This window comes from Stenotrophomonas rhizophila, assembly GCF_020857975.1.
Classification (GTDB): Bacteria; Pseudomonadota; Gammaproteobacteria; order Xanthomonadales; family Xanthomonadaceae; genus Stenotrophomonas; species Stenotrophomonas rhizophila_C.
Window position 1 is genome coordinate 41,957 of the sequence record NZ_JACWUO010000012.1, and the last position, 23,807, is coordinate 65,763.

Sequence of the window (23,807 nt, forward strand, 5' to 3'; positions counted from 1 at the left end):
GGCTCCATGCGCGCTGTCGCACCGGCCCAGGCAACTGTTGATCCACCGCGCAGTGTGCGCGGTACCCGTACAAGGAGCCTGTCATGTCATTGCGTTCTTCGTTCCGTCTCACCACCCTGGCCGCCGGCCTGCTGCTGGCCGTCGCCGGCCAGGCCCAGCCGGTGTTCGACCAGCCCGCGAGCGTGTTCAAGGGCACCGTCGTCTCGCGTGGCGAGAACGTGGTGCCCGGCAGCAGCGCCGAGGTGATCGGCCGTGGCTTCGTGCCCGGCCAGCAGGTCAGCCTGGTGCGCGGTGAGACCGTGCTCAACGGCCAGCCACTGACCGTCGGTGCCGACGGCAGCTTCAAGACCCAGCTGCAGATTCCCGCCGATGCGGTGCCTGGCACCCACCCGGTGGTGGTGCGCGCCAGCCAGCCGGCCGCCGCCACGGTGCTCAACCTGCGCGTGTCGCCGCAACTGCCGCTGTCCGGGCAGGCGCAGTTCGCCACCCGGTCCAACAAGCTGGTGCCGGGCCTGTATCAGTCCGCCTACAGCGCGGCCAGCAATGCGGTGTTTGTGACCTCGGCGGTGGGCCGTCCGCCGGTGACCCAGTCGCAGCTGCTCAAGCTGGACCCCAGGACGCTCAAGGTGACCAAGGCGATCACCCCGGCGCCGGTGCCCGATGCCAAGGGCGGCAGCGTATTTGCCGTGTACGGGGTGGGCGTGGACGATGCCAACGGCAACGTCTGGGTGACCAATACCCGCCAGGACACGGTGGCGGTGTACCGCCAGGCGGATCTGTCGCTGGTGCACCAGTTCCCGGTCGGCACCGTACCGCACGCCCGCGACGTGGTGGTCGATGCCGCTCGCGGCAAGGTGTTTGCCTCGGCCGCCGGCGAAGACCACCTGTCGGTGTTCGATGCCAAGACCTTGCAGGCGCTGGCGCCGATCAGCCTGGCCTCCGGGGTGGACGACGAAAAATTCGTGCCGATGAGCCTGGTGCTGGATGAGGCCGGCGGCAAGCTGTTCACGGTCAGCATCGGCACCCCGGAAGCGGCGGTGATCGACGTGGCCAGCGGCAAGGTCGACAAGGTGATCGACCTGGGCAATTCGATCAGCGCCTCCGGCGTGGCCCATGACGCGCAGCAGAACCGGCTGTATGTGGCCTCGCAGGGCACCGACAACCTGCTGATCGTCGATGTCGTCAGCGGCAAGGTGCTGCATGACGTGGCGGTGGGCGCCGGTGCATTGAACGTGGCGTTCGATCCCAAGACCGGGCTGGCCTATGTGACCAGCCGCGGTGCCGGCACGGTGACCGTGGTCGACCGCGGCGGCAAGGTGGTGGGCAACCTCGACGGCGGCACCTTCCCCAACCATGTGCGCGCCGACGGCAAGGGCAATGTGTTTGCGGTGAACAAGTCGCGCGGCACCGACGACCCCAAGGGCGACCGCATTACCCGCATCGCGCTGCGCCAGCGTTGAGCCACAGCCAACAGGCAGGGCGGCTACGGCCGCCTTGCCGAAAGGAGTCAGGATGAAATCGACTATGTCCCGGCGGCTGTTGCCGCTCGCGCTGGCCATCGCACTGGCCGCCTGCAGCAATCCGGCCACGCCGCCAGCCGGCGACGCGGCCGCGCCGGCTTCCCCGGCCGCCGCAACCGATCTGCCGGTGGCCGCGTTGCCGGCCGGTTGGACGCGGCTGGATGGAGGCGCATTGCCCAGCCTGGTCGGGCAGGCCGCCACGCTGCCGGCCAAGGTGCGTTCGGATGATGGGGCCGAGGTGCTGGTGGATGACACCAGCCGGATCATCGTCGGCGGCGATGACGTGATCGCGGTGATCGATGCGCTGGGCCTGGGCAGCCAGGTGTTTGCCGCGCCGAAGAACACCACCACCGCGTCCGGCCGCGCCGCGCCGCGCCAGTTCCTGTTCAACCGCACCACCGGCGTGGAAGGCGTGCTGAGCCTGCAGGGCAGCCTGTTCCTGGGCAACAGCCTGCGCCGGCACACCGAGCTGGCGCAGAAGCTGCGCGCGGTGGGCGAACCGGCGGTGGTGGTGGACGACCTGCAGCCGGCGCCGGACAAGGTACGCAAGATCGCCGCCACGCTCGGCCTGGCTGCGGCCGGCGGGCAGCTGGCCGGCCAGGTACAACAGCAGCTGGACCAGGCCGCGGCGATCGGCAAGGCCAGCGGCCGCATGCCGCGGGTGATCCATGTCTCGGCCACCGGCGCCGGTGGCGCGCCGACCGTGGCCGGCGCCGACAGTGCCTCGGCCAAGCTGATCGCGCTGGCCGGCGGGCTCAACATCGGCACCGAAGCCGGGGTGGCCAACTACTCGGCGTTGAGCAACGAAGGCGTGGTCGCCGCGGCGCCGGAAGTGATCCTGGTGACCGAGCATGACCTGGCTTTGTTCGGCGGTGCCGACGGCCTGTGGAAGGCCTATCCAACCCTGAAGCAGACCCCGGCCGGGCAGGCCAACCGGGTCTGGGTGATGCCCGATGTGCAGCTCAAGTACGCCAGCGTGGGTTCGGGCGTGGGCGCGCTGGCCCTGGCCAGGGCGTTGGCGGCGCTGCCGCCGGCATGAGCCCGGCCGATCGTCGCCGACGGCGCGGCCGCGGCATGTTGCTGCTGGCCTCGGTGGCCTTGCTGCTGGCGGTGCTGGCCTCGTTCGCGGTGGGGCCGTTGCGGTTGCCGCCGCTGGAGGTGTTGCAGGCGATCGCGGTGAAGCTGGGGATGGTCGAGCCGCAATCGGTGAGCGGCCGCGACCTGGCCGTGGTCTGGCAGCTGCGCATTCCGCGCGCGCTGCTGGGGGCGCTGGTGGGCGCGGCGCTGGCGATGGCCGGTGCCAGCCTGCAGGGCCTGTTCGGCAATCCGCTGGCCGACCCGGGCATTGTCGGGGTCAGCCAGGGCGCGGCATTGGGCGCGGTGGCGGCAATCGTACTGGGCGCGGCCGGGGCGGCCGGCTGGATCGTGCCACTGGCCGCGTTCGTTGGCGGTGCGCTGGCGATCAGCCTGACCTACCTGCTGGCGCGGCCGGGCCGTGGCAGCGGCAATGCCACCCTGCTGCTGGTGGGCATTGCGATGGCCGCGTTCTGTTCGGCGCTGATCGGTTTCCTGACCTATATCGCCAGCGAGAGCGAACTGCAGTCGCTGGTGTTCTGGCAGATGGGCTCGCTGGCCCGTGCCAGCTGGAACGACGTGGCCGCGGTGGCGCCGTTGTTTGCGTTGGGTGCGCTGGCGCTGCAGCGACTGGCCACGCCGCTGGACATGCTGGCGCTGGGCGAGCGCCAGGCCCAGCACCTGGGGCTGGACGTGGCGCGCACGCGGCGCCGGCTGGTGGCCTTCAGTGCCTTGCTGGTCGGTGCGGCGGTGGCGTTTGCCGGGTCGGTGGCCTTTGTCGGGCTGGTGGTGCCGCACGTGGCGCGGATGCTGGTCGGCCCGGGGCACCGCTGGTTGCTGCCGGTGTCCGGCGTGCTTGGCGCGGTGCTGATCGTGGTGGCCGATACCGCCGCGCGCACGCTCGACCCGCCGGCGGAAATTCCGCTGGGTCTGTTCTCGGCCGCGCTGGGCGCACCGTTCTTCCTGTGGCTGGTGCTGCAGCAGCGCCGCAAGGAAATGCCATGAGCGCGCTGCTGCAGCTGCACGGGGTGGTCGTGCGCCGCCAGCAGCGCGAGATCCTGCATGGCATCGCGCTGGATTTCGTGCCGGGCACGGTCACCGCGCTGGTCGGCCCGAATGGTGCGGGCAAATCGACCTTGCTGGCGGTAGCCGCCGGCGACCTGCACCCCGATGCCGGGCAGGTGCTGCTGCAGGACGCGCCGCTGGCCGGCTACAGGGCCGCACCGCTGGCGCGCACGCGCGCGGTGATGCCGCAGGAGCACGGGGTGCGCTTTGCCTTCAGCGTGGAGGAAGTGGTGGCGATGGGGCGCTTGCCGCATCCACCGGACCCGTTGCAGGATCAGGCGCAGGTGGAGCGCGCGCTGGATGCGGCCGAATTGCAGGCATTGCGCCAGCGCGAGGTGCAGCAGCTGTCCGGTGGCGAATCGGCGCGCACCACGTTTGCGCGGGTATTGGCGCAGTGCACGCCGTTGCTGCTGCTTGACGAGCCGACCGCCGCGCTGGACCTGCGCCACCAGGAACGCACCCTGCGCAGCGTGCGCGCGCTGGCCGATGCCGGCGCGTGCGTGATCGTGGTGCTGCACGACCTCAACCTGGCCGCCGGTTATGCCGACCGCATCGTGCTGCTGGAACAGGGCAGGGTGGCGGCCGACGGTACCCCGGCGCAGGTGCTTACCGAGGCCAATCTCGGCCGCGTCTATCAGCAGCCGGTGATCGTGCTGCAGCATCCGCAGCGTGGCGTACCGCTGGTGGTGGTCGCCGACCCGGCTTGAGCGGCGCCACGCTCGGTTGCGACCGGCACCGCCGGGCTACCAACTCAACGTGGTCGGAAAGGGTAGTGCCGGCCGCTGGCCGGCTCCTCTTGATCCAACACCGCCTGGAGCCGGCCAGCGGCCGGCACTACCGCGGGTTACCAACCGAACGTGGCGGTGGCCATGACCGTGCGGCCGCTGCCGTAGTAACACGACGACACTCCGGTGCAGGTGGAGACGAAGCGTTTGTCGGCCAGGTTGCTGGCGTTGAGTGCCAACTGCACGCCGGTGCTGCCGATCCGGCCCAGGTCGTAGCGGATGGCCGCGTCGAACAGGGTGTAGGACGGGATCCGGTACAGGTTGGCGCTGTCGCCATAGCTGACCCCGTTGTAACGCGCGCCGGCGGCCAGGCTCAGGCCCTGCAATGCGCCGGCCTGGAAGGTGTAGTCGGCCCAGAACGAGGCGGTGACATCGGGCACCATCGCCAGCTGCCTGCCCTGGTACGACGCCGAGCGGATCATCTCCGAGTCCATCTTCGATGCCGCGCCGATCAGGCTGAAGCCGGGCAACGGGGTGATCCGGCCTTCCAGTTCGATGCCGCGCACGCGACCCTCGTCGCCCTGCACCGAGCAGGTGGCGGTACCGGTGGCGCCGCAGTTGCGGTGGCTGGCGATCGGGTCGTCGACGATCATGTTCTGCTGGCGCAGGTCGTATACCGCCAGGGTCACCAATCCGTCCACCGACGCCGGCTGGTACTTCAGTCCGGCTTCCCACTGCGCGCCGGTGACCGGTTCGAAGGCGATGTGGGTGTAGCTGTCCAGCGGCGACTTGCTCGACGGCTGGAACGACTCGGCATAGCTCAGATACGGGGTGAGGCCATTCTCGAACACGTACAGCAGCCCGGCGCGGCCGGTGAAGGCCTCGCTCTTGATCACGTTGCGCCCGCCCGGGGTGGAAACGCCGGTGGCGATATTGCGGGTGGCGCTGCTGCTGTCGTCCTTGGTCCAGTCGTAGCGGCCGCCGAGGGTGAGCCGCCAGTCGCCCAGCGCGACCTGGTCCTGCAGGTACACCCCGCTCTGGCGGTTGATGCCGGCGGTGGGGGTTTCGCTGCTCACGGTGGGCACATAGCGGGCGTAGACCGGGTTGAAGATGTCGATCGGGCGCGGGCTGCTCATCGCGCTGCGCACGCCTTCCCAGTCGGCGCGCTGCCAGTCCCAGCCCAGCAGCACGGTGTGGTCGACCGCGCCGGTGGCGAAGCGGGCCTGCAGGCGCGTATCGAAGGTGTCGCCATCCGAGTCGCCGCTACCCATCACCCCGCGACGGTTCTGGGTGCGGCCATCGGCATTGAGCGCGCCGAAGGTGACCACGCCGCGGTACAGCGAATCCACGTGGGTGCGGCGCGCGCTCTGGGTGAGCGTGAGGTGGTCGTTGAACTGGTGCTCGAACAGCCAGCCGGCAGTCCACAGGGTGCGGTCGAAGGTGTTCCAGCCGGGCTCGCCGATGAAGGTGCTGTTCTTCATATGGCCATAGCGGGTGGGGCTGAGCGTGCCGACGGCAGGCAGGAACTGGTAGGTGGAGCCGCCGTCGTCCTGCTGGTACATGCCCAACAGGGTCAGACGGGTGCGTTCGGCGATCTGCCAGGTGTAGCTGGGCGCCAGGAACCAGTGCCGCTGCTCGGTGTGCTGGATCTGGGTAGCGCCGTCGCGGTACAGGCCCACCAATCGGAACAGGTGGTCGTCGCCGGCGGTGCCGGTGCCCACATCGAACGCGGCGCTGTACTGGCCATTGCCGTCCAGGCCCAGCCGCAACTGCTGTTGCTGGTATGGCGTGGGCGTCTTGCTGACCTGGTTGACCATGCCGCCGGGTGCGACCTGGCCATACATCACCGCCGACGGCCCCTTGAGTACTTCCACCCGCTCCAGGTTCCAGCTGTCGAACATGCTGCGGTTCCACTGGCTGCCCTGCGGGGCGCGCATGCCATCCAGGGTCACGTTGTTGGCCCAGCTGCCGGCCTCGAAGCCGCGGATGCGGAAGTCGTCGACGCGGTTGTCGATGCCGCTGCTTTCCAGGCTGACCCCGGCTACGTAGCGCATCGCATCGTTGAGCGACTGCACCCCGCGCGCGTCCAGCTCGGCGCGCTCGATCACCGACACCGATTGCGGGGTTTCAGCAATGCTGGTGCTGGTCTTGGTGGCGCCGCTGGTGCTGTTGGCAGCGCGGTAGGCATTGACCCGGACCGCATCCAGGTCGGTGGCGGTCTGCGCCTGCGCCGGCAGGGCGCCGGTGGCCGCCAGTACGCAGGCAAGGGCAAGCAGGTTGGGGTGCAACCGGCGGAAGGAAACGGCGGGGAAGGGCATGGCGGCACACTCGAAGACACGGAAGGGGCGCGGGCGCTGGCCTTGCATGCGCGGCCCGGGGCCGCCGCCAGCGTCTGCGGTGTCGCACGCGGCGACGGTTGCCGCTGCATTCTAGGGATTCCGGCGATTTATGCAATTGCGACCCATTCGCATATAAGGGACGGGTTCGGGTGCAGATGGTCGATATCGGTGGTTGCAAAGCGCCGAAAAATCACGCAGTGTTCTGGAAGTGATGTTAATGATCGCTTGCATGCCGCGTGGCGAGGTCTAGAATGCGCGCATCACCCCGAACCTGCCGCCATGACTTCGATGCCGCTCCTGACGTTTTTTACCCGCAACCGCGCAAGCGCGGTACGGGCGCGTCTGCCCTGCGGCTCCTCAGGCGGTTGACCGGCAAACCGGCAACCCTGAACGACCCCAGACAGAGCGCCCACCGGGCGCTCTTTTCGTTTCCGTGACCGCAAACGTCCCCAAGGAGAACGTGCCATGCACCTGACCGCCGAGCCCCAAACCTGGCCGCACGCCCGTTAGCCAACGGCGGCGTGCGGCACCTTGATGTTGGCAGCGAGACCTTTCCCATGAACACCCATACCCAGACCCTATCCCTCCGGCGCAACCTCGGCATCATTGCCCACATCGACGCCGGCAAGACCACGCTCACCGAGCGCCTGCTGTGGAAAACCGGCGAGATCCATCGCGTCGGCGAGGTCCACGACGGCGCGGCGACCACCGATTTCTCGGCGATCGAGCGCGAGCGCGGCATCACCATCGGCGCGGCCGCCGTGCAGGCGCATTGGGCGCCGCGCGACCAGCCGATCCACCACCTGACCTTGATCGACACCCCCGGCCACATCGATTTCGCGATCGAAGTGGAGCGTTCCCTGCGCGTGCTTGATGGCGCGGTGGCGGTGTTCTCCGCCGTGGATGGCGTGCAGCCCCAGTCCGAATCGGTCTGGCGCCAGGCGCGTCGCCACGGGGTGCCGCTGATCGCCTTCGTCAACAAGATGGACCGCACCGGTGCTGCGTTCGAACGCGTGCTCGCGCAACTGCGCGAGAAGCTGCGGGCCACACCGTGGGCGCTCGGCGTGCCGCTCGGCACCGAAAGCCAGTTCAACGGCTGGGTGGACCTGGTCGACCGCAGCACCGTGCACTGGGACGACAAGGGCACGGCGTTGCGTCATGCCTGGACGACCGATGAGGCGGCCCAGTGGATGCCGCAGCGCGAGGCACTGATCGAGGCCGTGGCCGATGCCGACGACGTGCTGGCGCAGGCGTGGCTGGAAGGCGCGGCGATCGACAACGCGCAGCTGCGCGCGGCGATCCGTCGCGGCACCCTGGCCGGTGCCGGCGTACCGGTGCTCGCAGGCTCGGCGTTCAAGAGCAAGGGCGTGGAAACGCTGCTCGATGCCGTGGTCGACTATCTGCCGTCGCCACTGGATCGGCCGGCGGTGGTCGCCACCGAGAACGGCAACGATCTGCTGCTGCCTCCTGATCCCGATGGTCCGCTCGCGGCGCTGCTGTTCAAGATCACGCACCAGAACCACGGTGCGCTGAGCTTCGTGCGGGTGTATTCGGGCACGCTGAAGGTGGGCGACGCGCTGGCCAGCTCGCAGCATGCACACGGGCGACGCGTCAGCCGCCTGGTGCGGGTGCAGGCCGACCAGACCCACGACATCAAGCAGGCCGTGGCCGGTGACATCGTCGCGGTGCTGGGCTGGAAGGATGCCGTCAGCGGTGAAACGCTGAGTGCGCCCTCGCGCCCGCTGCTGCTCGATACGATCCAGGCGCAGCATGCGGTGCTGGCATGGCGGTTGACGGCGGAGAAGGCCTCGGACCTGATCCGCATCAGCCAGGGACTGGCCAGCCTGGCGCAGGAGGATCCGTCGTTCCGTGTCGAGACCGATGCGGAAAGCGGTGAAACCCTGATCTGGGGCATGGGCGAGCTGCATCTGGAGGTGATGGTCGAGCGCCTGCGCACGGAGTGGGGCGTCAACGTTCGCACCGGCCAGCCGCGCGTGGCCTATCAGGAGACGCCGAAGCGTGCAGTGCAGCGGGTGGAAGGCAAGGTCGCCAAGCAGACCGGTGGCCAGGGCCAGTTCGCCCAGGTGCTGATCGATGTGGCGCCGCGTGAGGATGGCGAGGTGAGCTTCGTCGACCGCACCGTGGGCGGTGCGATCCCGCGCGGGTTCGTCAACGCGGTGGAGAAGGGCGTGCGTGCGGCATTGGGCGAAGGTCCGCTGGGCCATCCGGTGGTCGGGATCGAGGTGGCGCTGGTCGACGGTCAGACCCACGTCAAGGACTCCTCGGACATGGCCTTCCATCGTGCCGGCAGTGAAGCGGTAAAAGCTGCGCTGGCCCAGGCAGGCACGCAGCTGCTGGAGCCGGTGATGGAGATCGCCATCCACGCACCATCGGGCAACGTCGGCGATGTGGTCGGCGACCTCAACCGCCGCAGTGGGCGGGTGGCCTCGATCGAGGACCAGGATGGGCAGGCCGAAGTGCTGGGCTATGCACCGCTGGCCCGGCTTGGTGGCTATACCACGTCGCTGCGTTCGCTGACCCAGGGGCGCGCGTCTAGCGACATGCGTTTCAATGGGTATGAAGTGGCTGCGTCGGTGTAGTGGCTAGTGCTGCAGCAGCAAGGAGCAGGGGCCGGGCAACCGGCCCCTTTTTGTTGGTTGGGGTAGCGCTGGCGCTGTTGATGCTTCTGCCCGGAATTTACGAAAAATGAACGTTTTCGGCCTCATCGGGGTTTTCGTATTAGTTGCATAGGCCTGAATGCGGCAATCCGGAGAATGCACACCTCGCAGGGCTTTCGCCGACATTTCGGGGCAGGGCTCCCGCGACCGCTTGACCGTCGTATCGGCGGACGCGCCATCCCCGCGTCCCAGCGACGGTCATCGCTCCAGGCCACCGTGCCCCTTTCAGGATTCCCTCCGATGATCATCGCTTCCCTGCGCAGCAATGCGCTGTGCCTTGCCGTTGCCGCCGCGCTCACTGCCACCGTGGCGCCTGCAGCAGCCTTCGCGACCGAGACCGTGATCATCCGCGACGACGACGTGGAGAAGGTCTGGCCGGTTACTTATGGTCATGCAGAGGTCTATGACTCCAACGTCATCAATCACCAAGTGGCGGATGGCACGTGGGGGGCGGTGAGTGTCGACCGTGGCAATCTGCGCATGGAACGCACGCAAGTTCTCACCACCGGTGACAAGATGGCTGCCGTGGCCTATTACGGTGGGGAGTACTACAACAACGGCGTGGTTTACGACGCGGTGATCGAAAGCTCGGACTTTGTCACCCAGGGTGACGATGCTTCCGGCCTGCAGTTCGGCGGGACCACCTTCGACAGCAGCACCGGCGAGTTGAACCGGGTGGGCATGATCACCGTGCGCGACAGCAGCGTGGCCACCTCGGGCGCGCAATCGCATGGCATGAGCGTGAGCGGCGTCAACAAGGTCGATTTCTTCGGCTCGCAGATCCAGACGAGCGGGCAGGGCGCGGCCGGCGTGCACATGATGGGCGGCATCGTCGGCATGGACAGCGCCAGCGTGGAAACCACCGGCGAGGGTGCGCATGGCGTGCATGCGCGCTCGATGCGCTGGAGCATCGGTGGGCGGCCGGGCGTGGTCTATCGCGCCGATCTGGGCCTGACCAACACCACGGTCAACACCCATGGCGCCGGCAGCGTCGGCCTGCTGGCCGGCTATGAAGACAACGGCACGCCCGACGGCATCGGCGCGACCGTGCGCATGGAACGTTCCCTTGTGCGTTCGGCGCAGAGCCATGCCGTGCAGTTCCTGCGCGGCAGGGAAAACACCTTGAGCCTGAGTGCCGGCAGCGTGCTCGACGGCGGCGATGCAGTGCTGTTCGCCGGCGAGGCCAACAGTTTCAGCCAGGTCGATGCCACCGATTCGACCCTGATCGGCCGCGGCGCGCAGGCGCTGGTGGCCGACAACGGCGCCGGGCTGCAGCTGCGCCTGGACAACAGCGAGGTGCAGGTGGCGGCCGGGCAGGGCCTGGCGCAGGCGCGCAACGGCGGCCGGATCGACATACAGGCGCGCGGCGCCCAGCTGCAGGGCAGCGCATTCGCCGACGATACCTCGCGCCTGGACATGCAGCTGGACGCCAGCCGCTGGGATGCCTGGGGCCAGTCGCAGGTGGATGCACTGGGCCTGCACAACGGCAGCACCCTGCTGCTGGGCGCCGGCAGCGTGGGCGACCGGTTCACTGTGCGCGGCAACCTGGACATCACCGACAGCACCCTGGTGTTCGACAGCGCGCTGGGCGATGACGCCGCGCCGGCCGACCGGCTGTGGGTGCAGGGCGATACCGCCGGCCACGGCGCGATCGTGGTCAACAACCTTGGCGGGCGCGGTGGCCAGACCGTGGACGGCATTCAACTGATCCACGTCGATGGCGTGTCCGCTGCCGACTTCAGGCTTGAAGGTCGTGCGGTGGGTGGGCAATACGAATATTTCCTGTTCAAGGGCGGCAGCACCGATCCCGACGATGGCCACTGGTACCTGCGCTCGGCGCTGCAGCCGGTGACCGACCCGTGCGCGGCCGACCCGGCGGCGCCGGGCTGCACCATCACCTTGCCCGAGCCGTGCCAGATCGACCCGTCGCTGCCGCAGTGCCTGCCGCCGGTGCCGGTGCTGCGGCCGGAGCCGGGTGCGTACCTGGCCAACCAGCGCTCGGCGCGCAGCATGTTCGGCACCGGCATGCAGGATCGCCAGCGCAGTGGCGCAACGGGCGATGGTGCGCGCGGTGCATGGGCGGCGGTCAGCGCCGGCCAGGCACGTTACGGCGCAGTCGGCGACCAGCTGCAAGTGCAGGGCAACACCTCGGCACTACAGCTGGGTACCGACCTGCTGGGTTGGGGCGAGGGCGGCCGTGGCCGGTTCGGCGTGATGCTGGGCAGTGGCCGCGCCAGCAGCACCAGCACCTCGCGGCTGACCGGCTACAGCGCCCACGGCAAGGTGGACGGACGGGCGGTGGGCGTCTACGCCGACTGGAGCCAGATGCCGGGTGGCGCCACCGGTCTGATCGTCGGCGGCGCGCTGCAGCATGCGCGCTTCGCCAACCGCGTGCAGGGCGATGCGCTGGCCACCGAGCGCTATGACAGCCGCGGCAACAGCGCCTCGGTCGAAGCCGCATACGGTTTCAGCGTCGCCGGGCGCGGCGCGTTGGCGGTGTTCGTGCAGCCGCAGATGCAGTTGCGCTACGGCAGCTACCGGGCCGATCGCCACATCGAACGCAACGGCACGGTCATCGACGGCAGCGATGCCGACGGCCTGGGCAGCCTGGTGGGCGTGCGCGTGTTCGGCCACACCATCACCCGCACCGGCAACCGGGTGCAGCCGTTCATGGCGGTCAACTGGATCCGCGAATCCAGCGACAACCGCCTGCGTTTCGACGGGCAGCAACTGGCCGGCGGCCTGCCGCAGGATCGCTACGAAGTGAAGGGTGGTGCGCAGCTGCAGCTGGGCTCGCGCTGGAGCGCGTGGGGCGATGTGGGTTGGCAGCGGGGCGATGGCGGCTACCGCGAAGTGAATGCCCAGCTGGGCATGCGCGCCAGCTGGTAACAGCGCATCGCGCTGGTATCGACAAGGGCTCCTGCGGGAGCCCTTGTCGTATCCGTCGGCCTGCATCGGCCCCTGCAATCGTTTCAACCCGCACAACCGCGGCTGAACTGTTCGGGGATCGGCGCCATTTTTACGAAAACTCGCATGGACCGCGGGCGGGTGCGGCAGGCACAGTAGCGTCGCTGCGGGATTGGACCAGGGATTGGCCCCGCAGCCGGGAAGCAGGGCGCAGTGGCTTGCGTGGCCACGTCAACGCCCTGTTTCCCACCTTGCATTCACGCGGTCGGCAACGACACATGCCCGACCGCATATACCTGCGCTGCCGGATCCTGCACGGCAGGGGCCTGCTTCCATAGCTGGACGCGCAGCTGCGTCCAGCCGGCAGGATCGAACCCGGTCACCACCGCCAGCGCGCCGCGCGCCATCGCCGCACGCGCCTCCACAGCGGCCTGCGCACGTAGTGCCGCCAGGTCGGCATCGGCGGCGATGGCGGTAATGCTGCGGCTGGCGTGGCGCGCCTGCGCCAGGCCCGGCGCCAGTTCGGTATGCCACGGCAACCAGGTCTGCACCGCCGGCCGCCCCAGGTCGCGGCACAGCGTGGCAAACGCCGGGCTGGCGAGGAAATCGGTCTGGCCCTGTGGCGAGGCCCACAGATAGAACGGCGCGTACAAGTTGACGCTGCCCTGCAGCTCCGGCTGCCTGCGCGCGGTCAGCCAGGCTTTCATATGCAGCTGCGGGTAGCCGTCGAACTGCGGGCCCTTGTCGGCGATACGGCGATCGATGCGCGCCATGGCGTGGTCGTCGGCCAGCGCAAGGCTGTACTGCATGGCGATCATGGCGTTGCCGCACTGTCATCGGCGGCCGAGATGCCGCCGCCGAACGACCAGTCTTCCCAGCCCGATTCGGCGATCACCACCATCACATCCTGCGCGGGAATGCCCGGCGCCCGCTCCAGCTCATCGACCAGCTGCCGGTAGAAGGCGGCCTTGGTGGCGGCGCTGCGCGGTTTGCCGGTGGTGATATGGAACAGCACGTACTGGTCCGAGCGCGGGCCGCCACGGTAGTCGCGGTCGAACAGCAGCTCGCCGGGCGCGTGCGGGTGCACGGCGACGAAGCGGTCGTGCGGTGGCACCTGGAAGCTGTCGACCAGGGCGCGGTCCAGCGCGTCGGTGAGCGCGCGCAGGTAGGCCGGCGAACGGCCGGCAAGTAGCGAGATGCGGGTAAAGGGCATGGGATGCTCCCAAAGTGGACGAGGGAGGTGTACTCTCGCCTGCCCGGGTCATCCTGAAAATCAGATTATTCGGGACCCATAATCCCGATATACAGGATGGTTGCATGCGCCTGACCAATCTCGACCTGGATGCGCTGCGCAGTTTCGTGACCGGCCTGGATGCCGGCTCGTATGCGCGTGCCGCCGACCGCCTGGGCCGCTCGACCTCGGCGGTAAGCGCCCAGCTGAAAAAGCTGGAGGAGCAGGTCGGGGCACCGTTGCTGCAACGTGCCGGTCGCGGGCTGGGCCTGACCGGCGCGGGCGAAGCGCTGTTGCCCTACGCACGACGCCTGCTCGGTCTCAACGATGAAGCCATCGCCGCATTGCGCCGCGAGCCGCTGCAGGGCTGGGTGCGGCTGGGCATCCAGGAGGACTTCGGGCAAAGCGTGCTGCCGCAGGTGCTGGGGCAGTTCGCACAGGCCCATCCGCAGGTGCGCATCGAGGGCCGGATCGCACGCAATGCCGAGCTGCTGGACAAGGTGGCCGGCGGCCAGCTCGACCTGGCCCTGACCTGGGACGAGGGCAATGCTGCAGCGGCGCGGATCGCCGTAGTACCACTGTGCTGGCTGGGCGCGGCTGACGGCGGCCCGCAATGGCACCGCAACAGCGGCGAGCCGCTGCCGCTGATCGCCCTGGAGGCACCGTGCCTGATGCGCACGCTGGCTTGCGAGGCGCTGGACCGGCACGGCATCCCCTGGCGGCTGGCCTTCGTCAGCCCCAGCCTGGGCGGCTTGTGGGCGGCCACCGCCGCCGGCCTCGGTTTCGCGCTGCGCACGCCGATCGGGCTGCCGGCCACGTTGCGTGCACTGTCCCCCGGTGCGCATGGCCTGCCGCCGCTGCCATCGTTGGGGCTGGCCCTGCACCGCGCGCCGCAGCAGAACAGCGCGCCAGCCGCGCACCTGGCCGGCATCATCGAACAGGCATTGCAGACGGCGCTGCCGGGCGGGTGGTTGGTGCCGGGCAGGGCACACACGATGGATTTTGCCGGCGCGTAGAGCCGGGGATTGCCCGGCTTCAGTTGCTGTTGCTGTTGCTGTTGCTGTTGCTGTTGCCCGTGATCTTGACCTACCTCCCCCTTGGAGCGAGCCGAGCATCGCAGCGGCAGCGGGGGCGAAGAGGCGCGGGCCAAACATGAAGCGTGCTGAGGGCTGTGCGGCAGCACATGGGCGCGTGGCGACGCGCTGGACCAATCGGCGCCCGCTGGTCTGGTGGCGCGAGCGCAGCGAGTTCCGCACCGTCCCTTGCCGACGCGAGAAGCGCAGGGCACCGGCGGGCGCAGCCCGCCGGATCGCGGATGGGGCGTGCTTTCTTTGGGTTACGTTTCTTTGCACGAGCAAAGAAAGGTGACTCGCGCCCCGAAGGGGCACGAAAGCTGTTGACGTTGAGCTCATCCGCGAAGCGGAAAAGCAAAAGCATCCGGCCAGCGGCCGGCACTACCGAAACGGCAGAGCCCGGCGCTATGGGAACCACAACACCCCCATTTTTACGAAAAGTTGTAAAGACATCGGCAGCGCTGTTGTCTAGCTTGATCGATTGGCCTTGGTCCGGGCGCGCTGCGCTGCCGGGCACGCCGCGATCCCACAGGAATGCCCATGCTCTGCTCCCGTCCTGCCGCGCGCCGGCTGCTGCTTCCCTTCCTGCTGCTGGCCAGCAGCCAGGCTCACGCCGCCGTGCCCGCCGACCTGGCCCCGCTGGCCGGCGGCCTGCCGCTGATCCTTGCGCTGGCGGTACTGGGCGGCCTGGTGTTGAACCTGATGCCGTGCGTGCTGCCGGTGCTGTCGTTGAAGGTACTGTCGCTGCTCGACGCCGGCGCCGCGCCCGGCCAGGCGCGGCGGCATGCGCTGGCCTATACCGCCGGGGTGGTGCTGTCGTTCGCACTGATCGGCCTGCTGATCATCGCGCTGCGCGCCGGCGGCAACGTGCTCGGCTGGGGCTTCCAGCTGCAGCAGCCGGTGTTCGTGGCGGCGCTGGCCTGGTTGATGGTGCTGGTCGGCCTGAGCCTGGCCGGCATGTTCACCCTGGGCGGCGCGGTAGGGCAGGGCGGGCAGAAGCTGTTGGCCAAGCGCGGCTACGCCGGCGATTTCTGGGCCGGCGTGCTGGCCTGTGTGGTGGCCAGCCCCTGCGTGGCCCCGTTCATGGGCCCGCCGCTGGCCTACGCGTTCGGCGCCTCTGCGGCCGCGGCGCTGGCGGTGTTCATCGCGCTGGGGCTGGGCCTGGCCCTGCCGTTCCTGCTGGTCGGCTTCGTGCCGCGGCTGGCGCGCTGGCTGCCGCGCCCGGGCGCGTGGATGGAAACGCTGAAAGTGTTGCTGGCCTACCCGATGCTGCTCACTGCCGTCTGGCTGGTGTGGCTGCTGGGCAAGCAGAAGGGCATGGACGCGGCCGCGCTGATGCTGGCGGCCATGGTGGTGTTGGCATTGGGCCTGTGGCTGTTCGAGCAGGGCCGCTGGCGCAGCCAGGGCTGGCGACGCGGGCTGGGTGCGGCGGTGGTGCTGGTCAGCCTGCTGTCGCTGCCGGCCGTGCATCGCGTGCCGGCACCGGAAGCGGCCACCGGCGCGCCCTCGCAATTGGCCGGTGCCACCGCGTACTCGCCGCGCGACCTGGCCCAGGCGCGCAAGGAAGGCCGCCAGGTCCTGGTGGCGGTCACCGCCGACTGGTGCATCACCTGCATCGCCAATCAGCAGACGGTACTGGGCACGTCGCGTTTCCGCGAGCTGCTGGTGTCCACCGGCACGGTGTACATGAAGGCCGACTGGACCAACAGCGATTCGCAGGTAGGGCAGTTCCTGCAGCAGCACAACGCGCCGGGCGTGCCGCTGTACGTGCTGTACCGCGGCCAGGACGACGGCGTGTTGTTGCCGCAGGTGTTGACCCACGATGCCGTGCAGAAGCTGTTGCAGCCGCAGTAATGCCGCGCGCGGCAGTGGTGCTGCGGGTGGCTACTATTGCGCCATAGACGATAGGGTTTGGGCCTGCGGGGCTACAATGGCCGGCCACCGGGAAGCGCGCCTGTAGCGGCGGCGCCCGGTACCGATCACGCTTTGGAGTTCCTGATGGCCAACACCCATTACTATCCGATCGGCACCCCCGGCCAGCCCTGGGGCGAGGCCGAGCGTGCACGCTGGCGGGCGACACAGCAGCGCCAGCGCAGCTACCGCGACGATGTCATCGCCGCGCTGGGGCGGCTGGACGATGCGCTGGAGGTGGTGCAGTACGGCCAGCTCCACTACGCCCCGGATCACTACCCGTTGTTTGCGGTGGTCAACCGCAACCATGATCCGGCGTTGCCCACCGCGCTGGTCACCGGCGGCGTGCACGGCTATGAAACCAGCGGCGTGCATGGCGCGCTGCAGTTCCTGGAGCAGCATGCCCACGCCTATGCCGGGCGCATCAACCTGGTGGTGGCGCCGTGCGTGAGCCCGTGGGGCTACGAACGCATCCAGCGCTGGAACCCCGATGCGGTCGACCCCAACCGCAGCTTCCGTGACGGTGGGCTGATCGAGGAGGCCGCCGCGCTGATGCGCTGGATGGCCGCGCGTGGCGATGCGCTGCTGGTGCACATGGACCTGCACGAAACCACCGACAGCGACGCCCACGAATTCGATCCGGCGCGCTGCGCCCGCGACGGCAAACCGCTGGAGCCGGAGATCATTCCCGATGGCTTCTATGTGATCGGCAACAGCGAAGACCCGCAGCCGGCGTTCCAGCAGGCACTGATCGCTGCGGTGGAGAAGATCACCCATATCGCCCCGGCCGATGCCAAGGGCGAGCTGATCGGCATGCCGCTGCAGTCGCCCGGGGTGGTCTGGGGCGAGTCGCGCTCGATCGGCGCCTGCGCCGGCTTCACCGACGCGCGTTATGCCACCACCACCGAGGTCTACCCGGACAGTCCGCGCACCACCGCACAGCAGTGCAATGACGCGCAGGTGGCAGCGGTATGCGCCGGGCTCGACCATGCGCTGGCGCAGCGGTGAACCGCGCGCACGCCGCTGCGGCCTGATTCGGCGATGATGCCGCCCTCGTCGCCACGCCGCAGCGCGAACCCCTCGGCCACGCCCAACCCGGCTGCGGCCGATGACGGCGATGCGCTGCGCTTCTGCAGCACCTGTGCGTTTTCCGATGCGTGCACCGCGCAGGGCTACGACAAGAGCGCCCTGGCCGAGCTGCACGTGCTGGTCGACCACGTCGGCCCGTTCCATGCCGGCGACACCCTGTTCCGGGTCGGCGATGCCTTCGATGCGATCGCTGCGGTACGTGCCGGCATGGTCAAGACCTTTGTCGAAGACAGCCAGGGCAACGAGCAGGTGCTGGGTTTCAGCCTGCCTGGCGAAGTGATCGGGCTCAACGCCATCCATGGCGCGCGCTACCCGTGCAACGCGGTGGCGCTGGACACGGTGTACCTGTGCCGGTTCTCGTTCCCGAAGATGAGCGTATTGGCCACGCGCATGCCGGGGCTGCAGGCGCGCTTGTTCAGCCTGCTCAGCGCCGAGATCGGCAAGGCCGCGTTGCTGGGCGCCAACCACCGCGCCGATACCCGCGTCGCCGCGTTCCTGCTGGACCTGTCCGAGCGCTATGCGCGGCGGGGTTTCTCGGCCACGCGCCTGAACCTGGGCATGACCCGGGTGGAGATCGCCAACTACCTGCGCATGGCGCCGGAGACCGCCAGCCGGGTATTGCGCCGGCTCATCGATGAGGGCGTGATCGCAGTCAACCAGCGCGAGATCCAGCTGTTGCAGCCGCAGCGGCTGGCCGCGCTGGCCAGCAGCGCCGAGGCCGGCGACGCCGGCTGAGTCAGTACAGCTCGCAGTGCAGCCGGCCCTGCGCCTGCAGCGTGCCCCAGGCGGTAATGTCGTCATCCGGGCCGGGCAGCAGCCGGTTGACCGCCTGCTGCACCGCGCCTTCCAGGTGCTGCTTGTTACCGCACAGGTACAGGTGCGCGCCGCGCTGGAGCAGCTCGCGGACCTGCGTGGCATGCTCGGCCAGCGCATCCTGCACGTAGTACTTGCATTGGCCGTCGCGCGAGAACGCGGTGTGCAGCGTGCCCAGTCGCCCCTGCGCCTGCCAGTCCTGCAACTGCTGGCGGTACAGGAAATCGTGCTGGCGGTGCTTCTCGCCGAATACCAGGCAGACCTGGCGGCGGTCATCGTTGGCGTGCAGCTCCTGCAGCAGCCCGATCAGCGGCGCGATGCCGGTACCGGTGCCGACCAGCAGCAACGGGCAGTGCGGATCGGCCGGCAGATGGAAGCCGGGGTTGGAGCGGCAATACACCCGTGCGCTGCCGTCGCCGTCCAGCAGCCAGCCGGTGGCGGTGCCGCGGCGCTCACGGCCGTTGCGGGTGTAACGCACTTCGCGGATGCACAGCGCGGCGGTGTCGGCGCCGGCCGGCGAGGCGATCGAATACGCGCGGGGCAGGCACGGCGACAGCAGCTCCACCAGCGTGGCCAGCGGCAGGGTATCCGGGGTGGCGTGGTCGTGCAGCACGTCCAGCACGTCGCTGCCGTGCAGATAGGCGTCCAGCGCCTGGCGCTGGCTGGCCTTGAGCAGCCCCTTCAAGGTCTCGCTGCCGGCGCGCCGGGCAATCTCGCGCAGCACGCCCTTGCCGGGCAGGCGCAGTTCCTTGCCGGCCAGCAGCCCAACCGCCTCGTCCTGGCCGTACCAGCGCGCCAATGCCTGCAGCAGCGCCGGGTCGTTGCCGGGCACCACGTGCAGGGTATCGCCGGCACGGTAGGCGATGCCGCTGCCGCGCAGGTCCAGTTCCAGGTGCCAGGCGGCCGGGTCGCTGCCGTTGAGACGGCGCCGCGACAGAATCGGCGCACTGAACGCGTGGTCCTGCCCGTAGGCGGTGACCTGCAGGCGCAGGTCGCGGCCGGCCTCGGCGCGCCCGGCCAGCACCTCGCCCAGCACCGGTGCCCAGCGCTCGAAGAACTGCGCATAGCCGGCGTCGGCATCGACCCGCTGCAGGACCGGCGTGGCCTGGCGCTCGGCCAGCAGTGCATCGAGCATCTTGCTGAAACCGCAGAACTGCGGGTAGCCGGTATCGCCCAGGCCGAACACCGCATAGCGCAGGCCCGGCAGCGCCGGGGCCTGGCGCAGGGCTTGGGCGAACTGCTCGGCATTGGCCGGCGGCTCGCCGTCGCCGAACGAACTGGACAACGCCAGCAGCACATCGCCGGCGCCCAGCGAGGCCACGTCGATGGCATTGAAGGGCAGCACCTGCGGCGCGAACGCCTGCAGGGCCGGGAACGCGCCCAGGCGCTGGGCCAAGGCGCGGGCGTTGCCGGATTCGGAGCCGTAGCCGACCAGCACGCGTTGAATCGGCAGGGCCATGGTCAGGCCGCGGCGTAGAAGTCGTCGAACTTTTCCTTGCTGAACTCCACCGCGTCGAAGTTGGCCATCAAATCGTTCACCACCCGGCGGATGCTGATGTACGAACTGATCTTGCCGTCGGCGTCGAACAGCGGCTGCACGGTGGTATCAACCACGTACAGCACGCCGCCCTTGCCCAGGTTCGGCACGATCCCGGTCCAGCTGTTGCCGGCCTTGATGGTGTCCCACATGTCCTTGTAGACCGCCTTGGGCACGTCCGGGTGGCGCACGATGCTGTGCGGCTGGCCGATCAGCTCTTCGCGCTGGAAGCCGGTGAGCGTGCAGAACAGGTCGTTGGCATAGGTGATGTTGCCCTGCAGGTCGGTGGTGGAGATCACCATCACGTTCTGCAGGGCGGTCAGCAGCTGGGCGTTGTCGGGGGCGTAGTGCATGGCAGGTTCCTTGGAGCGGGGCAGGTGGGGCGGGGCATTGGCACCGCCGACGTCGTGTCCAGCTCAGGATCGGCCTGGCGCCGCGCGGCGGCCATGACATTGGTCAAGCCGCAGCGCGCGCGGGCTGCGACATTGCGTCGCAGCGGGGGGGAGCGAGGTACGTTGGCAACCGTTACAGGATGTCGCCGTACGAACAGCCCACGATCACCCAGCCCGGCGAATAGCTCAGGTCCACCAGCACGCGGGCGTTGCGGTTGTCCGGCAGCGACTTGCGGAAGTCCATGCCCTTCCAGCCGTAGGTCGCTTCCATCGCGGCCTGGTCCGGGCGCGGCGACATGCCGCCGATGCGATCGACGATCGCCTTGCCGCGGGTCAGTTCCTGGCCCTGCGGTACCTGCAGGGCCAGGTGCATTTCGGTGGTGCTGGACATATTGACCAGCGTGGAGGTCTCGCCCCAGGCGGTGACCGGCGCATCGCTCTTCCACAGGCTCAGCGCCGAATCGCCGCCGGCATCGCCATGGGCGAAGTCGGACACTTGTTCGGCGTTGATCGCTTCGACAAAACCGGCGACTTCGGCGGCGGTGAGCTTGCATTCCAGCAGGCGCGACAAGGTGGCTGCGGTGCTGCCCTGGGCCTGGGCAACGGCCGGGGCAAGCAGGGCGAGGAGGGCGCAGGTTGCGAGGGATCGTGCGGACATGGTGTCTCGGATGGTTTGAGCGGAAGGGAACGGTGCGTGGCGCGCGCTTACCAGTCGGTAGGCGCGTAGTCCTTCAGGAACTGGCCCCAGACGTGTTCGCCGCTGTTGAAGCCGTGGATGATCGGGTCGACGATGCGCGCGGCGCCGTCGACGATGTCCAGCGGCGGGTGGAAGCGTTCTTCCTGCACCTTCTTGGCGGCGATGTCGGCCGGATCTTCATCGGTGACCCAGCCGGTGTCCACGCTGTTCATGTGGATGCCGTCGTTCTGGTAGTCGGCCGCCGAGGTGCGCGTCATCATGTTCAGCGCGGCCTTGGCCATGTTGGTGTGCGGGTGGCGGGTGGTCTTGAAGTTGCGGTAGAACTGCCCCTCCATCGCCGACACGTTGACGATGTGCTTGTCGCGCTCGGGCGTGCGCAGCATCAGCGGCTTCAGCCGCGCGTTGATGATGAACGGTGCGATGGCGTTGACCAGCTGGGTTTCCAGCAGTTCCACCGAGGGCACTTCGGCCATCAGCAGGCGCCAGGAATTGCGCCCGCGCAGGTCCACCTGCTGCAGGTCCTGGTCCAGCCGGCCATCGGGGAACAGGTGCTGCTGGCCGACCAGTTCGTCATCCAGCAGCGGCACCTGCGACAGTTCGGCGGCGCGGGTCAGGCCGTCGGCGCCGTTGAGGCCGCGGCCCTGTACCGCCGGCAGCGCGGCGGCCGAACCGGCCTGCAGCAGTTCGGGGCTGCGCAGGCCTTCGTAATGGCCCACCAGCTTGCGCACGGTCTCAGGCAGTTCGTGCAGGGCGGCGGTTTCGCCGGCCATCATGTGCGCGTAGAACTGCGGCGGGCGGCGCACGGTCTGGCAGGCGTTGTTGATGATGAAGTCCAGCCGCGGGCGGGTGGCCAGCAGCTCGCTGCAGAACGCTTCCACGCTGGGGGTGTGGCGCAGGTCCAGGCCGTAGACCTGCAGGCGGTGGCCCCACTCGGCGAAGTCCGGCTCTTCGGCATAACGCGCGGCCGAGTCGCGCGGGAAGCGCGTGGTCACGATCAGCTCGGCGCCGGCGCGCAGCAGCTTGAGCCCGGCCTGGTAGCCGATCTTGACCCGGCCGCCGGTGAGCAGCGCAACGCGGCCGCGCAGGTCGGCCGTTTCGGTGCGCTTGTGGAAGTTCAGTTCGGCGCAGGCCGGGCACATCTGGTCGTAGAAATGGTGCAGCTGGGTGAACTTCTGCTTGCACACATAGCAGTGGCGCAGCTCCGGCGAGTGCACCGGCTCCGGCGCGGCGGCAGCATTCTCGCCGTTGTGGGCGTCATGCAGGCCGGCCGCATGCGGCGGGAAATAGTTCGGGGTGCTGAACACCGGCTTGCGGCGCAGGGCGCGGATGCCGGTCTGTTCCAGCAACGCCTCGGCCTTGCGCACCTTTTCCTGGTGGGCGGCCTTGGCCTGCTGCTTGAGCTTCTGCCGGCGCGCCTTGGGCTCGGGGTGGTAGACCTTGGCCACCACCTGGTGCAGCCGCACGCGGTCGGCCTCGGGCAGCGTGTCGAGCACGCTGCGGTCGGCCTCGATCACCTCCAGCAGGTCCAGCGCGGCGCGCAGGCGGTCGGTCAGGGGCAGGTCGTCGTCGGCAGGCGGTGGGGCGATGGTGTTCAATTCGGATCCGGGGAAAGCAGCAGGAAGGCAGGGATGTGCAGGGAAGCGGCCCACGTCGATGCTGGGCCACGCGGGGCGGACCGGGGTCGCCGGGCGGCGGCTATTGTCCCCGATCCGGGGGGGCGGGCGCCAATGGCGCGCCGGTGGATATGAACGAAACCGGCCGCAGCGGCCGCTGCCGGGTGCTTTCCGGGCAGCGGGCAGGCTTGAGAAGTCCGGCCTGCTTGGTATTCTCTGGCCCTGATCACGGACGATACGATCCAGGGGTGGCGCATGTTGTCCAGGCGGGGGTTTCTTCAGGGATTGGGGGCGGCAGCGGCGTCGCTGGCGCTGAGACCCTTGCACGGGGTGTCCACCGAGGGTGATATCTACCGCAATGCCCGGATCGGCCTGGCGGTGGAAAGGCCGGCCGGCTGGAGTTTCAGTTCGATTGCCGATTTCGCCAACCTGCGCGCGCAGGCGTTGTTGCTGGACGAGTTTCCCGATGCGCTGCATGCGCTGAAGGACCCGACCAATCTGCCGGTATTCCTGTTTGAAAACAGCGCACACCGGCAGGGGCATTTCGCACCGGCGATTACTCTGTATGACGAACCACTGCGCGGCGGCACGCCCGGCGATCAGCTGAAGGCGCACGCCAACATGGTCGGCTGGCTGGGGCGGTCCTACCAGCAGTGCCGCATCCTGGAGGCACCGGTGGAAGTGTCGGTATCCGGTGCCGATGCCACCCGCTGCCGCTGGACCTACCGGCACCAGCTCGAATCCGGGGAAAGCGCCGCGCTGTATGTGCAGAGCGTGCTGGTGTTCCGGCCGCCGCAGGTCCACACCTATTACCTGGTCGACCGCTACCCCGACCGGCATACCGGCGACCCTGTGTGGGACCGGTTCATCGCCTCGATTGCGTACCGCAGCTGAGCGATGCCGGCGTCGACCCGGAGGTTGCGGGACCGGCAACTGGATGCGCGAGTCCACCGACCGCCGCCTGCGCTTCGCCGGCCAGCGGCTGGCTAGAAACCGCTACGAAGCCAGGGCCGGCGCCGAGCTGACCCTGAGGCTGCGCTGGTCGGCCTGGGCCGATCTGGGCAGCCAGCGAGGGGACGGCGGTTACCGGGAATTGGCCGGGCAGGTTGGCCTGCGGGCGAACTGGTAGGCCGCTCGCGGTCG

General features: G+C 69.0%; 19 protein-coding genes and 1 pseudogene. 13 read left to right on the top strand and 7 right to left on the bottom strand.

Going from position 1 to position 23,807, the window contains the following annotated elements; genetic code table 11:
• Positions 1-83 precede the first annotated feature (83 nt).
• The 4 genes from IC535_RS12605 to IC535_RS12620 are packed head-to-tail and all read left to right on the top strand — an operon-like array spanning position 84 to position 4,366.
• A complete protein-coding gene (locus IC535_RS12605) occupies positions 84-1,460 on the top strand; it encodes a YncE family protein (RefSeq protein ID WP_228887034.1) in 1,377 nt (458 codons plus the stop codon).
• Positions 1,461-1,512: 52 nt separating this feature from the next.
• Positions 1,513-2,559, top strand: a complete 1,047-nt coding sequence (locus tag IC535_RS12610; protein ID WP_228887033.1) for a heme/hemin ABC transporter substrate-binding protein — start codon at positions 1,513-1,515, stop codon at positions 2,557-2,559.
• On the top strand, positions 2,556-3,599 hold the full coding sequence (locus tag IC535_RS12615; RefSeq protein WP_228887032.1) for a FecCD family ABC transporter permease: 1,044 nt from the start codon (positions 2,556-2,558) through the stop codon (positions 3,597-3,599). The genes IC535_RS12610 and IC535_RS12615 overlap by 4 nt, the downstream gene beginning before the upstream one ends.
• Positions 3,596-4,366 carry a heme ABC transporter ATP-binding protein gene (locus IC535_RS12620; protein ID WP_228887031.1) on the top strand — a complete coding sequence of 257 codons (771 nt, stop codon included), beginning with the start codon at positions 3,596-3,598 and terminating at the stop codon, positions 4,364-4,366. The genes IC535_RS12615 and IC535_RS12620 overlap by 4 nt, the downstream gene beginning before the upstream one ends.
• A 137-nt stretch (positions 4,367-4,503) precedes the next feature.
• Here IC535_RS12620 and IC535_RS12625 read toward each other — a convergent pair whose 3' ends face one another.
• Positions 4,504-6,702, bottom strand: coding sequence for a TonB-dependent siderophore receptor (locus IC535_RS12625; RefSeq protein WP_228887030.1), 2,199 nt, complete (start codon positions 6,700-6,702; stop codon positions 4,504-4,506).
• A gap of 578 nt (positions 6,703-7,280) precedes the next feature.
• Between IC535_RS12625 and fusA the strand changes: the two genes are divergently transcribed.
• Complete coding sequence (fusA, locus tag IC535_RS12630) at positions 7,281-9,323, top strand: elongation factor G (protein WP_228887029.1); 2,043 nt, start codon at positions 7,281-7,283, stop codon at positions 9,321-9,323.
• Positions 9,324-9,641: 318 nt separating this feature from the next.
• On the top strand, positions 9,642-12,290 hold the full coding sequence (locus tag IC535_RS12635; RefSeq protein WP_228887028.1) for an autotransporter outer membrane beta-barrel domain-containing protein: 2,649 nt from the start codon (positions 9,642-9,644) through the stop codon (positions 12,288-12,290).
• A 275-nt stretch (positions 12,291-12,565) separates the two neighbouring features.
• On the opposite strand, the gene IC535_RS12640 is transcribed toward IC535_RS12635, so the two are convergent.
• Both IC535_RS12640 and IC535_RS12645 read right to left on the bottom strand, forming a co-directional pair.
• Positions 12,566-13,117: a DUF4865 family protein gene (locus IC535_RS12640; protein ID WP_228887027.1), complete on the bottom strand. Its 552-nt coding sequence runs from the start codon at positions 13,115-13,117 to the stop codon at positions 12,566-12,568.
• A gap of 5 nt (positions 13,118-13,122) precedes the next feature.
• A complete protein-coding gene (locus IC535_RS12645) occupies positions 13,123-13,521 on the bottom strand; it encodes a tautomerase family protein (RefSeq protein ID WP_228887026.1) in 399 nt (132 codons plus the stop codon).
• 104 nt (positions 13,522-13,625) lie between these two features.
• Here IC535_RS12645 and IC535_RS12650 point away from each other — a divergent pair, with 104 nt between their 5' ends.
• The 4 genes from IC535_RS12650 (at position 13,626) to IC535_RS12665 (ending at position 18,347) form a co-directional block, all read left to right on the top strand.
• The gene (locus IC535_RS12650) at positions 13,626-14,555 is read left to right on the top strand and encodes a LysR substrate-binding domain-containing protein (protein WP_228887025.1); all 930 of its coding nucleotides are present in this window, start codon (positions 13,626-13,628) and stop codon (positions 14,553-14,555) included.
• Between the two features lie 597 nt (positions 14,556-15,152).
• The gene (locus IC535_RS12655) at positions 15,153-16,466 is read left to right on the top strand and encodes a protein-disulfide reductase DsbD family protein (protein ID WP_429000401.1); all 1,314 of its coding nucleotides are present in this window, start codon (positions 15,153-15,155) and stop codon (positions 16,464-16,466) included.
• Positions 16,467-16,610: 144 nt separating this feature from the next.
• Positions 16,611-17,531 carry a M14 family metallopeptidase gene (locus IC535_RS12660; RefSeq protein ID WP_228887024.1) on the top strand — a complete coding sequence of 307 codons (921 nt, stop codon included), beginning with the start codon at positions 16,611-16,613 and terminating at the stop codon, positions 17,529-17,531.
• 36 nt (positions 17,532-17,567) lie between these two features.
• The gene (locus IC535_RS12665; RefSeq protein WP_228887052.1) at positions 17,568-18,347 is read left to right on the top strand and encodes a helix-turn-helix domain-containing protein; all 780 of its coding nucleotides are present in this window, start codon (positions 17,568-17,570) and stop codon (positions 18,345-18,347) included.
• A 1-nt stretch (position 18,348) separates the two neighbouring features.
• On the opposite strand, the gene IC535_RS12670 is transcribed toward IC535_RS12665, so the two are convergent.
• From IC535_RS12670 to IC535_RS12685, 4 genes are all read right to left on the bottom strand, one after another.
• Positions 18,349-19,884 (bottom strand): diflavin oxidoreductase, encoded by a 1,536-nt coding sequence (locus tag IC535_RS12670; RefSeq protein ID WP_228887023.1) that lies wholly within the window; start codon positions 19,882-19,884, stop codon positions 18,349-18,351.
• A 2-nt stretch (positions 19,885-19,886) separates the two neighbouring features.
• Entirely contained in the window at positions 19,887-20,315 is a 429-nt protein-coding gene (locus IC535_RS12675; RefSeq protein ID WP_228887022.1) for a PAS domain-containing protein, read from the bottom strand.
• Positions 20,316-20,487: 172 nt separating this feature from the next.
• Positions 20,488-21,012 carry a hypothetical protein gene (locus tag IC535_RS12680; RefSeq protein ID WP_228887021.1) on the bottom strand — a complete coding sequence of 175 codons (525 nt, stop codon included), beginning with the start codon at positions 21,010-21,012 and terminating at the stop codon, positions 20,488-20,490.
• Between the two features lie 47 nt (positions 21,013-21,059).
• Positions 21,060-22,646, bottom strand: coding sequence for an SDR family NAD(P)-dependent oxidoreductase (locus tag IC535_RS12685; RefSeq protein WP_228887020.1), 1,587 nt, complete (start codon positions 22,644-22,646; stop codon positions 21,060-21,062).
• A 273-nt stretch (positions 22,647-22,919) separates the two neighbouring features.
• On the opposite strand from IC535_RS12685, the pseudogene IC535_RS18880 reads away from it, so the two are divergent.
• From IC535_RS18880 to IC535_RS12695, 3 genes and pseudogenes are all read left to right on the top strand, one after another.
• Positions 22,920-22,979, top strand: a pseudogene (locus IC535_RS18880) (twin-arginine translocation signal domain-containing protein); the annotation flags it as partial.
• Positions 22,980-22,994: 15 nt separating this feature from the next.
• Positions 22,995-23,558 carry a hypothetical protein gene (locus IC535_RS12690; protein WP_228958685.1) on the top strand — a complete coding sequence of 188 codons (564 nt, stop codon included), beginning with the start codon at positions 22,995-22,997 and terminating at the stop codon, positions 23,556-23,558.
• 43 nt (positions 23,559-23,601) lie between these two features.
• Positions 23,602-23,793 (top strand): autotransporter outer membrane beta-barrel domain-containing protein, encoded by a 192-nt coding sequence (locus IC535_RS12695; protein WP_228887018.1) that lies wholly within the window; start codon positions 23,602-23,604, stop codon positions 23,791-23,793.
• Positions 23,794-23,807 lie beyond the last annotated feature (14 nt).